Source organism: Pseudomonas sp. E1MeOHC2, from assembly GCF_058745025.1.
In genome coordinates, this window is sequence record NZ_CP196675.1 from 2,036,799 (window position 1) to 2,054,444 (window position 17,646).

The following is a 17,646-nucleotide window of genomic DNA, read 5'->3' on the forward strand; positions in this document are numbered from 1 at the left end:
CCCACAGGGAAATGCATTCCTCCTGTGGGAGCGGCCTTGTGCCGCGATGGGCCGCAAAGCGGCCCCAGCATTCAATCAGACTTCCAGGTAATCCAGGATACCCTCGGCAGCCGTGCGGCCTTCGAAAATAGCCGTTACCACCAAATCCGAACCGCGCACCATATCGCCACCGGCAAACACTTTCGGGTTGCTGGTCTGGTGCTTGAACTTGCCCTTCTCTGGCGCAACCACCCGGCCCTGGCTGTCCATCTGGATGCCAAACTGCTCGAACCACGGCGCCGGGCTCGGGCGGAAGCCGAAGGCGATCACCACGGCATCGGCCGGCAGGATCTCTTCAGAACCCGGAATCGGCTCGGGGCTGCGGCGGCCACGGGCGTCCGGTTCACCAAGACGGGTCTCGACCACCTTCACGCCTTCGACCTTGTCTTCGCCGACAATCGCGATTGGCTGGCGGTTGTAGAGGAACTTCACGCCCTCTTCCTTGGCGTTTTTCACCTCTTTGCGCGAACCCGGCATGTTGGCCTCGTCACGACGGTAGGCGCAGGTTACCGACTTGGCGCCCTGACGAATCGAGGTGCGGTTGCAGTCCATCGCGGTGTCACCACCGCCCAGCACCACGACCTTCTTGCCCTGCATGTCGACGAAATCTTCCGGCGACTTCTCGAAGCCCAGGTTGCGGTTGACGTTGGCGATCAGGAAGTCCAGCGCGTCATGCACGCCCGGCAGGTCCTCGCCCGGGAAGCCACCCTTCATGTAGGTGTAGGTACCCATGCCCATGAACACCGCGTCGTACTCGGCGAGCAGCTGTTCCAGGGTGATGTCCTTGCCTACCTCGGTGTTCAGGCGGAACTCGATGCCCATGCCGGTGAAGACTTCGCGGCGATTGCTCAGCACGGTCTTTTCCAGCTTGAACTCAGGGATGCCGAAGGTCAGCAGGCCACCGATTTCCGGGTTGCGGTCGAACACCACCGGGGTCACGCCGGCACGCACCAGCACGTCGGCGCAGCCCAGGCCTGCCGGGCCGGCGCCGATGATGGCGACACGCTTGCCGGTTGGCTTGACCTTGGACATGTCCGGGCGCCAGCCCATGGCGAACGCGGTGTCGGTGATGTACTTCTCCACCGAGCCGATGGTCACCGCGCCAAAACCGTCGTTCAGGGTGCAGGCGCCCTCGCACAGGCGGTCTTGCGGGCATACGCGGCCGCAGACTTCCGGCAGGGTATTGGTCTGGTGCGACAGCTCCGCCGCTGCCAGGATGTTGCCTTCGGACACCAGCTTCAACCAGTTAGGGATGAAGTTGTGCACCGGGCACTTCCATTCGCAATACGGGTTGCCGCAGCCCAGGCAACGGTGCGCCTGCTCCACGGACTGCTGGGGCTTGAACGGTTCGTAGATCTCGACGAACTCTTTCTTGCGCTGGCGCAGCAGCTTTTTCTTCGGGTCCTTGCGGCCCACTTCGATGAACTGGAAGTCGTTACTCAGACGTTCAGCCATTTTTCAAAACCTCTTAACAGCAGCTGCAAGCTACAAGCTGCAAGCCGCAAGACGATCACTTAAGCCGGGCAAACCTCGCACTGCGTTTACTTGCAGCTTGAGGCTTGCCACTTGCAGCTGTTTTTACTGCGGGTTGGCACGGGTGCTGGACAGCAGTTGCTTGAGGGTGGCCGCCTTCGGCTTGACCAACCAGAAGCGTCGCACGTAGTCGTCCAGGTTCTCCGAGAGCTCACGCCCCCACTCGCTGCCGGTTTCGTCCACGTATTCGGCAAGGACCCGCGCCAGGTGGCTGCGGTACGCCTCCATCGCTTCACCACTGATGCGCTGGATTTCCACCAGTTCATGGTTGAGCTTGTCGACGAAGCTGTTGTCCATGTCGAGCACGTAGGCGAAGCCGCCCGTCATGCCAGAACCGAAGTTGTAACCGGTCTTGCCCAGAACGCAGACAAAGCCGCCGGTCATGTATTCACAGCAGTGATCGCCAGTGCCCTCGACAACAGCGTGGGCGCCAGAGTTACGCACAGCGAAGCGCTCGCCCGCGGTACCGGCGGCAAACAGCTTGCCGCCAGTGGCACCATACAGGCACGTGTTGCCGACGATGGCGCTGTGCTGGGTTTCGAACGGGCTGCCGGCAGGTGGCACGATGGTGACATTGCCACCGGTCATGCCCTTGCCGACATAGTCGTTGGCGTCGCCTTCCAGGTACAGGTTCAGGCCACCGGCGTTCCACACGCCGAAGCTCTGGCCCGCAGTACCCTTGAAGCGGAAGGTGATCGGCGCAGCGGCCATGCCCTGGTTGCCGTGCAGGCGGGCGATCTCACCGGAGATACGCGCGCCGATGGAACGGTCGCAGTTGCAGATATCGAGGCTGAACTCGCCACCGGCCTGGTCGCGGATGGCCGGCATGGCCATGTCGACCATCTTCTCGGCCAGCTCGCCCTTGTCGAACGGCGGGTTCTTGTCGACTTCGCAGAACTGCGGCTTGTCCGCCGGAATGTGCGAGCTGCCCAGCAGTGGCGTCAGGTCCAGGTACTGCTGGCGCTCGGTGTCGCCTGGCAGCACGTCGAGCAGGTCGGTACGGCCGATCAGCTCACCCAGGCTGCGTACGCCCAGCTTGGCCAGCCACTCGCGGGTTTCTTCAGCGACGAAGGTGAAGAAGTTGATCACCATGTCGACGGTGCCGATGTAGTGGTCCTTGCGCAGCTTGTCGTTCTGGGTGGCCACGCCGGTGGCGCAGTTGTTCAGGTGGCAGATGCGCAGGTATTTGCAGCCCAGGGCGATCATCGGCGCAGTGCCGAAGCCGAAGCTCTCAGCGCCGAGGATGGCCGCCTTGATCACGTCGAGGCCGGTTTTCAGGCCACCATCGGTCTGCACCCGTACCTTGCCGCGCAGGTCGTTGCCGCGCAGGGTCTGGTGGGTTTCGGCAAGGCCGAGCTCCCATGGCGCGCCGGCGTACTTGATGGAGGTCAGTGGCGAAGCACCGGTACCGCCGTCGTAGCCAGAGATGGTGATCAGGTCGGCATAGGCCTTGGCCACGCCTGCGGCGATGGTGCCAACGCCCGCCTCGGCCACCAGCTTGACCGAAACCAGTGCCTGCGGGTTGACCTGCTTGAGGTCGTAGATCAGCTGGGCCAGGTCTTCGATCGAGTAGATGTCGTGGTGCGGCGGTGGCGAGATCAGGGTCACGCCTGGTACCGCATAGCGCAGCTTGGCGATCAGGCCGTTGACCTTGCCGCCTGGCAGTTGCCCGCCTTCGCCGGGCTTGGCGCCCTGGGCCACCTTGATCTGCAGCACTTCGGCGTTGACCAGGTATTCCGGGGTGACGCCAAAGCGGCCGGTGGCCACCTGCTTGATCTTGGAACTGCGCACGGTGCCGTAGCGCGAAGGGTCTTCACCGCCCTCGCCGGAGTTGGAGCGTGCGCCCAGGCGGTTCATGGCCTCGGCCAACGCCTCGTGGGCTTCTGGCGACAGTGCACCCAGCGAGATACCGGCGGAGTCGAAGCGCTTGAGGATGGCCTCCAGCGGTTCAATCTGCTCGATCGCCAGCGGCTGGTCGGCCACTTTGACTTTGAGCAGGTCGCGGATCATCGACACCGGGCGCTGGTCGACCAGCGTGGTGTATTCCTTGAACTTGGCGTAGTCGCCCTGCTGCACAGCGGCCTGCAGGGTGTTGACCACGTCCGGGTTGTAGGCGTGGTATTCACCCCCGTGGACGAACTTGAGCAGGCCACCTTGCTGGATCGGCTTGCGCGCGCTCCAGGCTTCGGCCGCGAGCAGCTTCTGGTCGCTCTCCAGGTCTTCGAAACGCGCACCCTTGATGCGGCTCGATACGCCCTTGAAGCTCAGGCCGACCACTTCTTCGGCCAGACCAATGGCTTCGAACAGCTGCGCACCCCGGTACGAAGCGATGGTGGAGATACCCATCTTCGACAGGATCTTCAGCAGGCCCTTGGAAATGCCCTTGCGGTAGTACTTGAACACCTCGTCCAGATCGCCCAGCACTTCACCGGTGCGGATCAGGTCGGCCAGCACTTCGTAGGCCAGGTACGGGTAGACGGCCGAGGCACCGAAGCCCAGCAGCACGGCGAAGTGGTGCGGGTCACGGGCAGTGGCGGTTTCGACCAGGATGTTGCTGTCGCAACGCAGGCCCTGCTCGGTCAGGCGGTGGTGCACCGCGCCCACGGCGAGCGACGCGTGCACTGGTAGCTTGCCTGGGGCGATGTAACGGTCGCTCAGCACCAGCTGAGTCTTGCCGCTACGCACGGCCTCTTCAGCCTGGTCGGCAATGTTGCGGATGGCCGCTTCCAGACCGATGCCTTGCTCGTAGTTAAGGTCGATCAACTGGCGGTCAAAACCTTCGCGCTCCAGGTTCATCAGCGAGCGCCACTTGGCAGGCGAGATGACCGGCGAGCTGAGGATTACCCGCGAAGCGTGCTCCGGGGACTCCTGGAAGATGTTGCGCTCGGCACCCAGGCAGATTTCCAGCGACATGACGATCGCTTCGCGCAGCGGGTCGATCGGCGGGTTGGTGACCTGGGCGAACTGCTGACGGAAGAAGTCATACGGCGAACGCACGCGCTGCGACAACACGGCCATCGGCGTGTCGTCACCCATCGAACCGACCGCTTCCTGGCCTTGCTCACCCAGCGGGCGCAGCACCTGGTCACGCTCCTCGAAGGTGACCTGGAACATCTTCATGTATTGCTTGAGCTGGTCAGCATCGTAGCTGGCCGCGCCCTGGTCATCGGTCAAGGTCGCCTGAATACGCGTGGCGTGCTGACGCAGCCAGCGCTTGTACGGGTGGCGCGACTTCAGACGGTTGTCGATGGCATCGGTGTCGAGGATCTGGCCGGTTTCGGTGTCCACGGCGAAGATCTGGCCTGGGCCGACACGGCCCTTGGCGATGACGTCTTCAGGCTTGTAATCCCATACGCCGATTTCCGACGCGATGGTGATGTAGCCATTGGTGGTGGTCACCCAGCGCGCCGGGCGCAGGCCGTTACGGTCGAGCAGGCACACCGCGTGGCGGCCTTCGGTCATGACGATACCGGCCGGGCCATCCCACGGCTCCATGTGCATGGAGTTGTATTCGTAGAAGGCGCGCAGGTCGGCGTCCATGGTCTCGACGTTCTGCCACGCTGGCGGTACCAGCATGCGCACGCCGCGGAACAGGTCGATGCCACCGGTGACCATCAGCTCCAGCATGTTGTCCATGCTCGACGAGTCGGAACCCACGCGGTTGACCAGCGGGCCGAGTTCTTCGAGGTCTGGAATCTGGTCATTGGCGAACTTGGTGCGACGGGCCATGGCCCAGTTGCGGTTGCCAGTGATGGTGTTGATCTCGCCGTTGTGGGCGAGGAAGCGGAACGGCTGCGCCAGCGGCCATTTCGGCAGGGTATTGGTGGAGAAACGCTGGTGGAACACGCAGATTGCGGTCTGCAGGCGCTCGTCGCCCAGGTCTGGATAGAACGCCGCGAGATCGCGCGGCATCATCAGGCCTTTGTAGATGATGGTCTTGTGCGAGAAGCTGCAGATGTAGTGGTCGGTGTCGTGGGCGTTGGCCACGGACGAACGACGACGGGCACTGAACAGCTTGATGGCGAATTCTTGATCGCTCAGGCCTTCACCGCCGATGAACACCTGCTCGATCTGCGGCAGGCGCTCCAAGGCCAGGCGGCCGAGCACGCTGGTGTCGATCGGCACTTTGCGCCAGCCAACCAGCGTGAGGCCGGCTGCGAGGATCTCGCGGTCCATGTTGGCGCGGGCGGCTTCGGCTTTGACCGGGTCCTGGTTGAAGAACACCATGCCGACGGCGTACTGCTTGGGCAGCTCGACGGCAAACTGTTCCTGGGCCACGGCACGCAGAAATTGATCGGGCTTCTGCATGAGCAGACCGCAACCGTCACCGGTCTTGCCGTCGGCGTTGATGCCGCCGCGGTGGGTCATGCACGTCAATGCCTGCATGGCGGTTTGCAGAAGGTGGTGACTTGGCTCGCCCGTCATATGGGCGATCAGGCCAAAACCACAGTTGTCCTTGAATTCTTCGGGATGGTACAGACCTGTTTTCATAGACACTTTCTCACCAGGTTCACCTCTCAACCGGAGGCAAATCTCTTTTTTAACAACCACTTACCATCCACGCCGATCAAACGCCAGCTTTTTTTGCGGTGGTCATGGAAAACCATTGTTGCACAGCGACAGCGATGCCCACAAATTTTCATGTCTCACCATTGAAAATTTATGTCGCAATTTTGAATGTTTTGCGCCATGCGCCGTGATAGCGGCTCGGCTTGAGTCTGAAGCGTTTCAGCCATGACTGCAAGAGAGGCTTGTGGCCGGCAGTCTGGGACAGAAAAGCCTGCCGCGCTCAGGCGCAGCAGGCTAGACGAAAAGTCAGGATTCGCTCAGCAACTGGGCGGCGGGGTGATGCCGCCCGGCAGGTATCAGCGGGCCGAGGCCAGCTCTTGTTGGACGCTGGCGACGGTACGTGGCCAAGGTTTACCAGCCTGGACCTTCGCTGGCAAGTTCTTGATTGCCGCTACCGCTGCGTCGCGGTTGGCGAAGCTGCCGTAGGTCACGACATACAGTGGCTTGCCCTGCAGGTTTTTCTTGAAGTAGCGATAGTCGCCACCCTGAGCCTTGACGAACGCCTGGGCCGACGCTTCGGAGCTGGTGCCGAGGATCTGCACCACGTAATTGCTCGGCTTCTGGCCTGCATACCAGCCACCACCGCTGCTGCCGCTGGCCGCTGGCTTCTCGACAGGCTTGGCCGCTGGCTTGGGGGCTGGCTTGGCGGTAGCGACCTGGGTCGGCGCAGGCGCAGGCTTGGCAGGCGCAACCGGTTTTACAGGCTGGGTTGCGACAGGTTTTGGCGCAGGCGCAACCGCTTGCACCGGCGCACTGGCGATTGGCTGCGCAGGCGCAGGTGCAGGCCCCGCCGGTACACCTTGCGGCGGTGCGATGGTGGTCACGGTCGGCGGGTTGCCAGGCTGCAGTGCGGTATTGCCTGCCGGGCTGCCTTCTTCGCCATCACCCATGCCAGCGGCCTGGGCCAGCGGCTCACGCATCACCGGCTGCGACTGCCCAACCAGCGGCAGTGGCATCGGCTGGGACGAGCCGGAGAACTCGATGGCCGGGTTGCCGTTATTGGCCTGGGCAGCGCCCGGCTGGCCTTCACCTGATGGCAACTGAGCCTGGGTAGCCGGCACCTCGGCAGGTGCCTTGTCGCCTTTTTTGGGCATGAGAACCGCGGCAGCAACGGCGACCACGACCACAGCGGACAGCGCGAGCACGTGTTTCTTAGGCATTTTCAACCCCATGGATGGTCGCTTGGCCGTCGAACGGCTGGCGATCATGGCTTCGATCAAAGTGTCACGGGCAACCTGGTTGATATTGCCAGGCCAACCGTCGGAGTGCTCATGGATATCGACGATCTGTTCACGGGTGAACACCTCGATGCCCTGACCGGCGCCATCCAGACGCTGCTCCAGGTACTCGCGGGTCTCTTCTTCGCTGTAGGGGGCGAGCTCGATGACGTGGAATCGTTCGTCCTCGATACTCAGCTCATCCAACCCAGCAATCAGCGACGATTCGCCGAACAGGAACACGTGCGGGCGCCCTTCCGGAACACCCGCCGCCAGCTCCAGCAACGCTTGGAGTGCCGACTCGTCGAGTTGTTCCGCATCATCCACCAGCAAATACACTTCTTGCCCGGTCAGCGCCAGTTGCACCACCTTGGACAGGATGGCCTGGACCTCGGGCTGAGCCACTTCCAGCGACTGCGCGACCTGGCCGAGCACGCTGGCCGCGTCGCTTGCGCCACGGGCGGAAACCACCACGCTCTGCACCGATTGCTTGTTGGTACTGGCCACCAGGGCCTGGCGCAGCAAGGTCTTGCCGCTGCCCAGGGGGCCGGTGACAACCAGCATCAGCTGGCTGTAGCGGGCCAGGTGATGCAGCTGGCCCAGCACAGGCTTGCGCTGGGCCGGGAAAAACTTGAATCCGGGCACGCGGGGCGCGAACGGATCGTGGCTCAACTGGTAATGGTCGAGAAAGGCCTCATCGGCATGCAAACTGGTCATTGCGCTGTCACAACCTCAAAGCTGGGCCACGATCGCGCGGTAATCCGCCGACAGCGTGGCCTGAAGAATCTCTTTCGGATAGTCGTCGGTTACCACGGCCTCGCCCATCTGGCGCAACAGCACCAGACGCAGACGACCGTCGAGCACCTTCTTGTCGACCGCCATATGCTCCATGAAATGCGCCGGGGTCATTTCCTGTGGTGGCACCACCGGCAAACCTGCGTCCTGCAACAGGCGGATTGCGCGATCGCGCTCGGTCTGGTCGATCCAGCCCAGGCGCATGGACATTTCCAGGGCCATCACCGTGCCCGCCGACACGGCTTCGCCGTGCAGCCAGACGCCGTAACCCATATGGGTTTCGATGGCATGCCCGAAGGTATGTCCAAGGTTCAGAGTCGCCCGCACGCCCGATTCGCGCTCGTCTGCGCCGACCACGGCAGCCTTGGCCGCGCAGGAGCGGCGAATGGCTTCGGTCAGCGCCGCGCTATCCAGGGCACGCAGGGCATTCATATTGTCCTCAAGCCAACCGAGGAAAGGTTTGTCGCAGATCAGACCGTACTTGATCACTTCGGCCAGGCCCGCGGACAACTCACGCGCGGGCAAGGTCTTGAGGCTGGTGGTGTCGATCAGCACTGCGTTGGGCTGATAGAAAGCACCGACCATGTTCTTGCCCAGCGGGTGGTTGATGCCGGTCTTGCCACCGACCGAGGAATCGACCTGGGACAGCAGGGTGGTTGGCACCTGGATGAAATCAACGCCGCGCTGGTAACAGGCGGCGGCAAAACCGGCCATGTCGCCGATCACGCCGCCGCCGAGGGCCACCACGGTGGTGCGACGGTCGTGGCGGGCGGTGAGCAGGCCATCGAAGATCAACTGCAGCGTTTCCCAGTTCTTGTAGGCTTCGCCATCAGGCAACACCACGGGCAACACTGAATACGCACCAAGGGTCTTGGCCAGGCGTTCGAGGTACAGTGGCGCGACGGTTTCGTTGGAAACGATGGCGACCTGCCGCCCGGCAATATGCGGCGCCAGCAGCTCAGGCTGGTCCAGCAGGCCTTCGCCAATGTAGATCGGGTAGCTACGCTCGCCCAGGTCGACCTTTAGTGTCTGCATGTATCCCCACAATGTACTTGGGCGCGGCGCCGCTTGAGCGACGCACGCGGTAAGTTGAACCTCGCCTCGGCGCTGGTGGCCGAGAATAGTCCCGGCTTATCGGGGCGGCAACTGCTGCAAGCGTTCGAGAATATCGATCACCACCATGCGCGGTGGCCGCTCGTCGGTTTCAACGACCAGGTCGGCGATCTCGCGGTACAGCGGATCGCGGGCTTCGAGCAAGGCACGCAGGGTCGCTTCCGGATTGGCGGTGCGCAACAGAGGGCGATTGCGATCGCGAGCGGTACGCCCGACCTGCTGCTCCACCGAGGCATGCAGGTAGATCACCCGGCCGCCCTGGTGCAGCGCCTGGCGATTGGCTTCACGCATGACCGCGCCGCCACCGGTCGCCAGAACCACGCCATCGAGCGCGCAGAGCTCGGCGATCATCGCCTGCTCACGGTCACGGAAACCCGGCTCGCCTTCTTTGTCGAAGATCCACGGGATGTTGGCGCCGCATCGCAGTTCGATTTCCTTGTCGGAATCCTTGAACAGCAGGCGCAGCTCTTTGGCCAATAGGCGTCCGATGGTGCTTTTACCAGCGCCCATGGGCCCCACAAGTATCAAATTTCGCACAGAATCAACGACTCACAGCAATCGCCTGGTCACTCATGATACGCGGAGTCAGGAAGACCAGCAGCTCGGATTTTTTCTCTTGTAGTACATCGCGTCGAAACAGCCGCCCAACATACGGCAGATCGCCGAAAAATGGCACCTTGTCGACCACATTGTTTTGCGTGGTCGAGTAGACGCCACCGATCACGATCGTCTCGCCGTCAGCCACGCGAACCTTGGCGTTTACCTCGTTCTTGCGGATTGGCGGCACATTGTTCAAGGCATTGACGTAATCTGGTTCGTCCTTGGTCACCCTGACGGTCATGATGACCTTGTTGTCCGGGGTGATTTGCGGGGTGACCTCCAGCGACAGCGACGCTTCGCGAAACGACACGGAGGTGGCGCCACTCTTGCTGGTTTCCTGGTAGGGCACCTCGGTGCCTTTGAGGATTCTGGCGGTTTCCTTGTCGGCCGTGACGACCTTGGGCTGCGAGATGATTTCACCATTGCCGCTCTTTTCCATGGCACTGAGCTCAAGGTCGAGCAAGATGTCTCCCCGCAGCAGGCCCAGGCCCACACTGGCGGCGGTCCGTTCCACCCCAAGGTCGACGAACAGCTCTTTGCCTGGCCGCACATTCTCGGCGTACAAGGGCTTGCCCCAACGCACGCCAAGGCTCTTTTCGTAATCGACATTGGCTTCGACGATGCGCGCCTCGATCGCCACCTGGCGCACCGGCACATCCAGTTGCGCCACCAGTTGGCGCAGCTCGGCAAGGCGATCAGCGGGTTGATACGCCACCAGGGTATTGGTGCGCGCATCGACGCTCAAACTGCCTCGCCCGGTCAGGATGCCGTCGTCCGCCAGGGTTGCCAGCAACAGCTCTGCGAGCTCTGAGGCCTTGGCGTGATGGATCGGCATCAGCTCGCGCCGCAAGGGCTGCAACTGCGCATCCAACACCTGGCCCACCCGGGCGTCGAGCGATTGCCCGGCGAGTTCGGCCGCAGGCGCCACAAGCAGCACATTGCCCTCCTCGTGGCGGGCCAGGCCCTTGCTGCGCAGCACCAGATCCAGCGCCTGGTCCCACGGCACGTCCTGCAGGCGCAAGGTGATGCTGCCCTGCACCGAGTCGCTGGCGACCAGGTTCACACCGGCGTAATCAGCCAGCACCTGCAACACGGCGCGCACCTGCACATCCTGAAAGTTCAGCGACAGCGGCTCACCCCGGTAGGACGTTGCTGACGCTATCGGGATTGACAGCGCGAACGCCGCCACCCATTTCCATAGCCTCTTCATCGTTGTCCAGGACCTCCTTGTCCAAGGGTTTTCTGAGCGTGAGTATTGCTGTGCGCTCTTGCCATGCACTGGCCACGAACCATCGCTCGCGCACTTCGACCTGCTGCGCATCGACGCGCACCACAACGCCTTCATCGCGGCCCAAGCGATCGCCTGGGCGCACACGAAACAGCTGGCCCGCAGACAGCAGCAGCGCTTCATGCATGCCGCCGCGCGCCAAGCTGCCAACCATTTCCAACTGCACCAAGGGCACCCCGCCCAGCCCGCCAGGCGGCATCCGCACTGCTGAAGAGGAGAAGGGGTCAAGCGAAGGCGGCATGGCCGCTGCCCGCGCGGGCACATGCGCCAGCACTACAGGAGCCGGAGGTGTTGCATCGGCATGATAGGCATCAACCTTCAGGCGCAAACGCAACAAGCCAGGCCGCCCATCGGCTTGGCTCATGTTCATGTCACCGACACGCAGCAACCGGGTCTGGCCAAGCCACTCGTCCAGCCAGACACGCAATGCTGCATAGCGCCCCACCACATGCACATCCAGCGGGATTGTCCGGTAATCGGGTTGACTCACTTCGTCATGGACGTCGAGCCGCTCGAACAACAGGCCATGTTCATGCCCCGAGGCGGCTAGGAAATCGAGCAGGTCACTCATGCGCTCCCCCGCCGAAAGGCGCCATCGGGTAGCCTCAAGTGCCTGCTGTGCGGCGGCCAGCGAATCCTCCAGATGCGTCAGCTCCAGTACTTGTGCCGCCTTGGCCGAGTGTTCCTCGTTCAATTGCTCATGCTGTGCATCTATCTGCCCTTGGGAATGCCGTAACTCCGGCAAGCGGATGCCACATCCCAACGCCAGCAACAGCACACCAAGACTGACCGAAGCACTCCACCTGAAGCGGCTGGAACGCTCGGCCATTCGTTGCCAGCCCATCCTCCATACTGCACTCACGACCAGAACGCCGACACGTGCGCGGTCAGGACGAACTGATCGCCCGTGGGCATGCTCTTCACGTGCTTGAGCTCCAGGCCTTGCAACACAGCGGATCGCTCCAGGTCGCGCATGAACTGGGCGACCACGGCGCCGGACACGGCCAGGCCTGTCACTTGCAAGCGGCCGTCCGCAAGTTTCAGCTCTGTGAGCTGCAGGCCTGTGGGCAACGCGGCTTCCAGATCTTCGAACAAGGCAGGAAGCACCCCTTGATCGGCACGCAGGCGGGCCAACACCACAGCCTGTTGCTGCGCGGCATCGTGGGCCGCACGCACACCGGCGTGCTGCTCCAATCGCTGGTCGAACAGCGCAAGGTCGGACTGGCGGCTGACATTACTCAAGGCTTGCTGCTGCGCGCGCTGGCGCGCCAGTTGGTCGATCAACATCACGCAACAAAGCGCCAGCACTGCACTGCCCAACAACATCCATTGAAAGCGCCGAAGCATCGACCGGCGCTGCCGCTCACGCCACGGCAATAGGTTCAGGCGCATCATGGACGCAGGCCTCCGAGCGACAAGGCGCATGCCAGGAGCATCCCACCTTCACCAGGCTCCAGCCCAGCCACAACAGGCAGCCGCCGACAGGGCAGTTGCATCTGTGCGCTCAACCCTTCAAGCCAACCCGGCTCGATCACCGAGCTGCTGGCGACCAGCAAGCCATCAAGCTGAGTTTCGTCGGACAAAAGTGCTTGCAGTTGGCCAGGCATTTGCTCGAAGTGCAGCTCGCGGCGCTGCACGGGCACGCCCTGTCGCCAGCAATGCAGCGTCGCGCCTTGCGCCTCCAGGCGCAGCAATGCCCGAGCCGCAGGGTTGCTCTGCGGCAACATGCGCTGCAAGGCGATACTGTCGACCTCCATCGCCTCCAGGTGCAGCCCGGCGGCAGCAATCAGGGCTTCGACGGGCTCCAGTGAACGCTCGCGACAGGCCGCCACCATGACCTCCAGGCAGCCGGCCTGAGCCTCGGAAGGGCCAAGCACCTGAAAGTCCAAGGCCAAGTCCTCAAGCGGAAAAGGAAACAGCCGATCGGCCTCGGCCAACAGCTGCGCCTCCATGTCGGCTTCACGCTGGCCTGCCGGTAATTGGCATGACTTGCAGATCACCTGATTCGCCGGCAGCGCTACCGCGACACGCCGCTGCCGGCTGCCACTGCGCTTGTAGGCACGCCGCAAGGCAGCCACCACGCGCGCCGGGTCACTTGCCCAGTCGCTGCCCGTGTACGGTTCATACGGCTCGTGCACCCATGCCGCCACCTTGCAGCGCCCATTGCGTCGTTGCAGCTGCACAATCCGAACCGAGTCGGGGGCGATTTCCACCCCCATCAATGAACCGGCATCCATGCCCAAACGTCCAAGCATCGCTGTTCCCTTGCTGTATGCCGCAAACCCGCGTCAACCCTAGGTCTCAGCGGCCGAACGGATCGACGGGCCACCTGGCCGGTCACCCGGCAAGGCGAAAAAATGCTTATAATGCCCAGCGTTTTTGGTCCGCCGGACCCGTACGCAATTCACTTATCAACCTGGACGCCCAAAAGCCTTGATACGTCTGCTGAAGTTCTTCTGGTGGTCTTCCGTCGCAGTCATTAGCGCGCTCGTACTCGGTGTGAGCGGTGCGTTTCTGTATCTTAGCCCTAGCCTGCCCTCGGTCGATTCCCTCAGAAGCATCCAGTTGCAGATCCCCCTCAGGGTGTACAGCAGCGACGGCAAGCTGATTGCCGAGTTCGGCGAGATGCGCCGCTCGCCGATCCGCTTCGCGGAAATTCCCCCACAATTTATCCAGGCGCTTCTGTCAGCCGAGGACGACAATTTCCTCAATCACTACGGCGTCGACCCGAGCAGCCTGATGCGCGCCGCGACCCAGTTGGTGAAAACCGGCCATATCCAGACGGGCGGCAGCACCATCACCATGCAGGTGGCGAAGAACTTCTTTCTCACCAGCGAACGCAGCTTCTCGCGCAAGACCAACGAGATTCTCCTGGCCCTGCAGATCGAACGTGAGCTGACCAAGGACGAAATCCTCGAGCTGTACGTGAACAAGATCTACCTGGGCAACCGGGCGTACGGCATCGATGCTGCCGCACAGGTCTACTACGGCAAGTCGATCCGCGATGTGAGCCTGGCACAGATGGCGATGATCGCCGGCCTGCCCAAGGCCCCCTCGCGCTTCAACCCGCTGGCCAACCCGGTGCGCGCAAAAGAGCGCCGCGACTGGATTCTTGGCCGCATGTACAAGCTCGGCAAGATTGACCAGGCCAGCTACCAGACCGCCCTGGCCGAGCCGCTCAACGCCAGCTACCACGTGCCGACACCCGAGGTGAACGCCCCGTATGTCGCCGAGATGGCCCGTGCCGAGATGGTTGGCCGATATGGCAGCGACGCCTACACCGAAGGTTTCCGCGTCACCACTACCGTGCCGAGCGACATGCAGGAAATGGCCAACAAGGCCATTCTCACCGGCCTCTCCGACTACGATGAGCGCCACGGCTACCGCGGCCCCGAGTCGCGCTTCCCGGGCAAGACCGACGCCGCCTGGCTGCTGGAGCTGGGCAAGCAGCGCACCCTGGGCGGCCTTGAGCCGGCCATCGTTACCCAGGTCGACAAGAGCGGGCTCAGGGTGCTGACCCGTGGCGGCCAGGAAGAAACCGTCGCCTGGGACACCATGAAGTGGGCGCGCCCGTTCCTTAATAGCAACTCCCAGGGCCGCGCACCGCAAAGCCCGGCAGATGTTGCGCAAGTCGGCGACCTGGTACGCCTGCAACGCCTGGAGGACGGCAAGCTCAAGTTCAGCCAGGTGCCGGGGGCACAGAGCGCGCTGGTCACCCTTGACCCGTACAACGGCGCTATCCGCGCCCTGGTCGGCGGCTTCTCGTTCGAACAAAGCAACTACAACCGCGCCATGCAGGCCAAGCGTCAACCGGGGTCGAGCTTCAAGCCTTTCATCTATAGCGCGGCACTGGACAGCGGCTACACCGCCGCCAGCCTGGTCAACGATGCGCCGATCGTGTTCGTCGACGAGTACCTGGACAAGGTCTGGCGACCGAAAAACGACACCAACACCTTCCTCGGCCCGATCCGCATGCGCGAGGCGCTGTACAAGTCGCGCAACCTGGTATCGATCCGCCTGCTGCAGGCAATGGGCGTGGACCGCACCATCGACTACATCGCCAAGTTCGGCTTCAACAAGCAGGACCTGCCGCGCAACCTGTCGCTGGCACTGGGCACCGCGACCCTGACCCCGATGGAGATCGCCACCGGCTGGAGCACCTTCGCCAACGGCGGCTACAAGATCAGCCCGTACCTGATCGATCGCATCGACAGCCGCAACGGCGATACGCTGTTCACCGCCAACCCGGCCCGCGTGCCTCAAGTCGCCGAAGACCAGGCCGGCCTTGCCGCGCCTGAACAGCCGATCAGCATCGCCGCGATGCCAGGCGAGGCGCCGGCCGCCTTTGGCCAGATCACGCCGGCACCACAAGTGCCGGTTGTGGCTGAACAGATCATTGACGGGCGCACCTCCTACATCCTCACCAGCATGCTGCAGGACGTGATCAAACGGGGCACCGGCCGCCGTGCACTGGCCCTGGGCCGCACCGATCTGGCAGGCAAGACGGGTACCACCAACGAGTCCAAGGACGCCTGGTTCTCTGGCTACAACGCCGATTACGTGACCACGGTATGGGTCGGTTTCGACCAACCCGAAACCCTGGGCCGTCGCGAATACGGTGGCACAGCGGCACTGCCGATCTGGATGAGTTTCATGGGCGCCGCCCTCAAGGACAAACCTAACCACGTGCCCGCAGAACCGGAGGGCATCCTCAGCCTGCGGGTCGACCCGGTCAGCGGCCGTGCAGCCTCGCCGAGCACGCCCAACGCCTACTTCGAGCTGTTCAAGGCCGAAGACTCGCCACCGTCGGTGGATGAACTGGGCAACGGTGCGGCACCGGGGAGCCCGCTGCCAGCAGACGAAGCAGCGCCGATGGATCTGTTCTGACCGCAGGCCTCTTCGCGGGCAAGCCCGCTCCCACAGGGCCTGCACCAACCTGTGGGAGCGGGCTTGCCCGCGAAGAGGCTCTACATAGGCACAAAAAACACCGACAAACAAAAAGCCCCGACTCTCGCGAGCCGGGGCTTTTTTATACCGCTTACGACCAGAATCAGCCGTTGAACACTTCATCCACGCTGTTCAGCGGGTAGTGCTTCGGATACGGCAGGGTCGCTACGCCGGACTCGATGGCAGCCTTGGCGACGGCATCGGAAACGACGGTGATCAGGCGGGCATCCAGAGGCTTCGGAATGATGTACTCACGGCCGAATTCCAGACCCTCGACGCCGTAGGCTTCGCAGACTTCCTTAGGCACTGGCAGCTTGGCCAGGTCTTTCAGGGCGTTGGCGGCGGCGATCTTCATTTCTTCGTTGATGCGCTTGGCACGTACGTCCAGGGCACCACGGAAGATGAACGGGAAGCCCAGTACGTTGTTGACCTGGTTCGGGTAGTCGGAACGACCGGTGGCCATGATCACGTCGTTGCGGGTGGCGTGAGCCAGCTCTGGGGCGATTTCCGGATCGGGGTTCGAGCAGGCGAACACGATCGGGTTGGCCGCCATCGACTTCAGGCCTTCTGCGCTCAGCAGGTTCGGGCCGGACAGGCCAACGAACACGTCGGCACCGTTCAGGGCGTCAGCCAGGGTACGCTTGTCGGTCGCGTGGGCGAACTGCGCCTTGTACTGGTTCAGGTCGTCGCGGCCAGCGTGGATCACGCCGGTGCGGTCGATCATGTAGATGTTCTCGATCTTGGCACCCATGCTGACCAGCAGCTTCATGCACGAGATGGCGGCAGCGCCGGCACCCAGGCAGACGATCTTGGCGTCTTCCAGCTTCTTGCCGGCGATTTCCAGGGCGTTGATCATGCCGGCGGCGGTGACGATCGCGGTGCCGTGCTGGTCATCGTGGAAGACCGGGATGTCGCACTGCTCGATCAGGGTGCGCTCGATCTCGAAGCACTCTGGCGCCTTGATGTCTTCGAGGTTGATGCCACCGAAGGTGATCGAAATGCGGCGAACGGTGTCGATGAAGGCCTGTGGGCTTTCCGACTCGACTTCGATGTCGAACACGTCGATACCGGCAAAACGCTTGAACAGAACACCCTTGCCTTCCATCACCGGCTTCGAGGCCAGTGGGCCGAGGTCACCCAGACCGAGGATGGCGGTACCATCGGAGATCACCGCAACCAGGTTGCCTTTGCCGGTGTACTTGTAGGCCAGCTCTGGATCACGGCCAATTTCGCGCACGGGTTCGGCAACACCTGGGCTGTAAGCCAGGGCGAGGTCGCGGGCGGTGGCGGTGGGCTTGGAGAGCTCGACGCTCAGTTTCCCCGGACGAGGTTGAGCGTGGTATTCGAGAGCGGCGGTTTTCAGGTCTGACATGGTGGGCATTCCGCTATTTACTGTTCTGACGGACCGCCGAGGATACGCAAAGAGCCGGGGAGTCACAAGACTGGTCGGTCACTTGTGTCAAGGCCTTTAGCCTACGACTTTACGCTATAACCCACGGGGCATACGACTGACAGTGTGTACAATCTAATAGCGAAATGTCTACA

11 protein-coding genes are annotated in these 17,646 nt (G+C 62.8%); 1 reads left to right on the plus strand and 10 read right to left on the minus strand.

The window, feature by feature from the left end; translation table 11 throughout:
* Positions 1-75: 75 nt before the first annotated feature.
* The 9 genes from ACSSU5_RS09040 to pilM form a co-directional block, all read right to left on the minus strand.
* On the minus strand, positions 76-1,494 hold the full coding sequence (locus tag ACSSU5_RS09040; RefSeq protein ID WP_264311201.1) for an FAD-dependent oxidoreductase: 1,419 nt from the start codon (positions 1,492-1,494) through the stop codon (positions 76-78).
* 123 nt (positions 1,495-1,617) lie between these two features.
* A complete protein-coding gene (gltB, locus tag ACSSU5_RS09045) occupies positions 1,618-6,063 on the minus strand; it encodes a glutamate synthase large subunit (RefSeq protein WP_492561029.1) in 4,446 nt (1,481 codons plus the stop codon).
* Between the two features lie 374 nt (positions 6,064-6,437).
* Positions 6,438-8,075, minus strand: a complete 1,638-nt coding sequence (locus ACSSU5_RS09050; RefSeq protein ID WP_492561030.1) for an SPOR domain-containing protein — start codon at positions 8,073-8,075, stop codon at positions 6,438-6,440.
* Between the two features lie 15 nt (positions 8,076-8,090).
* On the minus strand, positions 8,091-9,188 hold the full coding sequence (gene aroB, locus ACSSU5_RS09055; protein ID WP_264311198.1) for a 3-dehydroquinate synthase: 1,098 nt from the start codon (positions 9,186-9,188) through the stop codon (positions 8,091-8,093).
* Positions 9,189-9,284: 96 nt separating this feature from the next.
* The gene (gene aroK / locus ACSSU5_RS09060) at positions 9,285-9,803 is read right to left on the minus strand and encodes a shikimate kinase AroK (protein ID WP_028698445.1); all 519 of its coding nucleotides are present in this window, start codon (positions 9,801-9,803) and stop codon (positions 9,285-9,287) included.
* Positions 9,804-9,807: 4 nt separating this feature from the next.
* A complete protein-coding gene (locus tag ACSSU5_RS09065; protein ID WP_492561031.1) occupies positions 9,808-11,076 on the minus strand; it encodes a type IV pilus secretin PilQ in 1,269 nt (422 codons plus the stop codon).
* Entirely contained in the window at positions 11,000-11,983 is a 984-nt protein-coding gene (locus ACSSU5_RS09070; protein ID WP_492561032.1) for a pilus assembly protein PilP, read from the minus strand. Before ACSSU5_RS09070 ends, ACSSU5_RS09065 begins: the two co-directional genes overlap by 77 nt.
* Positions 11,984-12,012: 29 nt before the next feature.
* Positions 12,013-12,549 carry a PilN domain-containing protein gene (locus tag ACSSU5_RS09075; RefSeq protein WP_492561033.1) on the minus strand — a complete coding sequence of 179 codons (537 nt, stop codon included), beginning with the start codon at positions 12,547-12,549 and terminating at the stop codon, positions 12,013-12,015.
* On the minus strand, positions 12,546-13,409 hold the full coding sequence (gene pilM / locus ACSSU5_RS09080; protein WP_492561034.1) for a type IV pilus biogenesis protein PilM: 864 nt from the start codon (positions 13,407-13,409) through the stop codon (positions 12,546-12,548). Before pilM ends, ACSSU5_RS09075 begins: the two co-directional genes overlap by 4 nt.
* A 181-nt stretch (positions 13,410-13,590) precedes the next feature.
* On the opposite strand from pilM, the gene ACSSU5_RS09085 reads away from it, so the two are divergent.
* Positions 13,591-16,041, plus strand: coding sequence for a penicillin-binding protein 1A (locus ACSSU5_RS09085; RefSeq protein ID WP_492561310.1), 2,451 nt, complete (start codon positions 13,591-13,593; stop codon positions 16,039-16,041).
* A gap of 163 nt (positions 16,042-16,204) precedes the next feature.
* On the opposite strand, the gene ACSSU5_RS09090 is transcribed toward ACSSU5_RS09085, so the two are convergent.
* Complete coding sequence (locus tag ACSSU5_RS09090; RefSeq protein ID WP_264311192.1) at positions 16,205-17,473, minus strand: malic enzyme-like NAD(P)-binding protein; 1,269 nt, start codon at positions 17,471-17,473, stop codon at positions 16,205-16,207.
* Positions 17,474-17,646 lie beyond the last annotated feature (173 nt).

Excerpts from the sequence above, each read along its gene's own strand:
- ACSSU5_RS09040 (WP_264311201.1), bottom strand. The coding sequence starts at position 1,494 with ATGGCTGAACGTCTGAGTAACGACTTCCAGTTCATCGAAGTGGGCCGC.
- gltB (WP_492561029.1), bottom strand. The coding sequence starts at position 6,063 with ATGAAAACAGGTCTGTACCATCCCGAAGAATTCAAGGACAACTGTGGT.
- ACSSU5_RS09050 (WP_492561030.1), bottom strand. The coding sequence starts at position 8,075 with ATGACCAGTTTGCATGCCGATGAGGCCTTTCTCGACCATTACCAGTTG.
- aroB (WP_264311198.1), bottom strand. The coding sequence starts at position 9,188 with ATGCAGACACTAAAGGTCGACCTGGGCGAGCGTAGCTACCCGATCTAC.
- ACSSU5_RS09065 (WP_492561031.1), bottom strand. The coding sequence starts at position 11,076 with ATGAAGAGGCTATGGAAATGGGTGGCGGCGTTCGCGCTGTCAATCCCG.
- ACSSU5_RS09070 (WP_492561032.1), bottom strand. The coding sequence starts at position 11,983 with ATGGCCGAGCGTTCCAGCCGCTTCAGGTGGAGTGCTTCGGTCAGTCTT.
- ACSSU5_RS09075 (WP_492561033.1), bottom strand. The coding sequence starts at position 12,549 with ATGATGCGCCTGAACCTATTGCCGTGGCGTGAGCGGCAGCGCCGGTCG.
- pilM (WP_492561034.1), bottom strand. The coding sequence starts at position 13,409 with ATGCTTGGACGTTTGGGCATGGATGCCGGTTCATTGATGGGGGTGGAA.
- ACSSU5_RS09090 (WP_264311192.1), bottom strand. The coding sequence starts at position 17,473 with ATGTCAGACCTGAAAACCGCCGCTCTCGAATACCACGCTCAACCTCGT.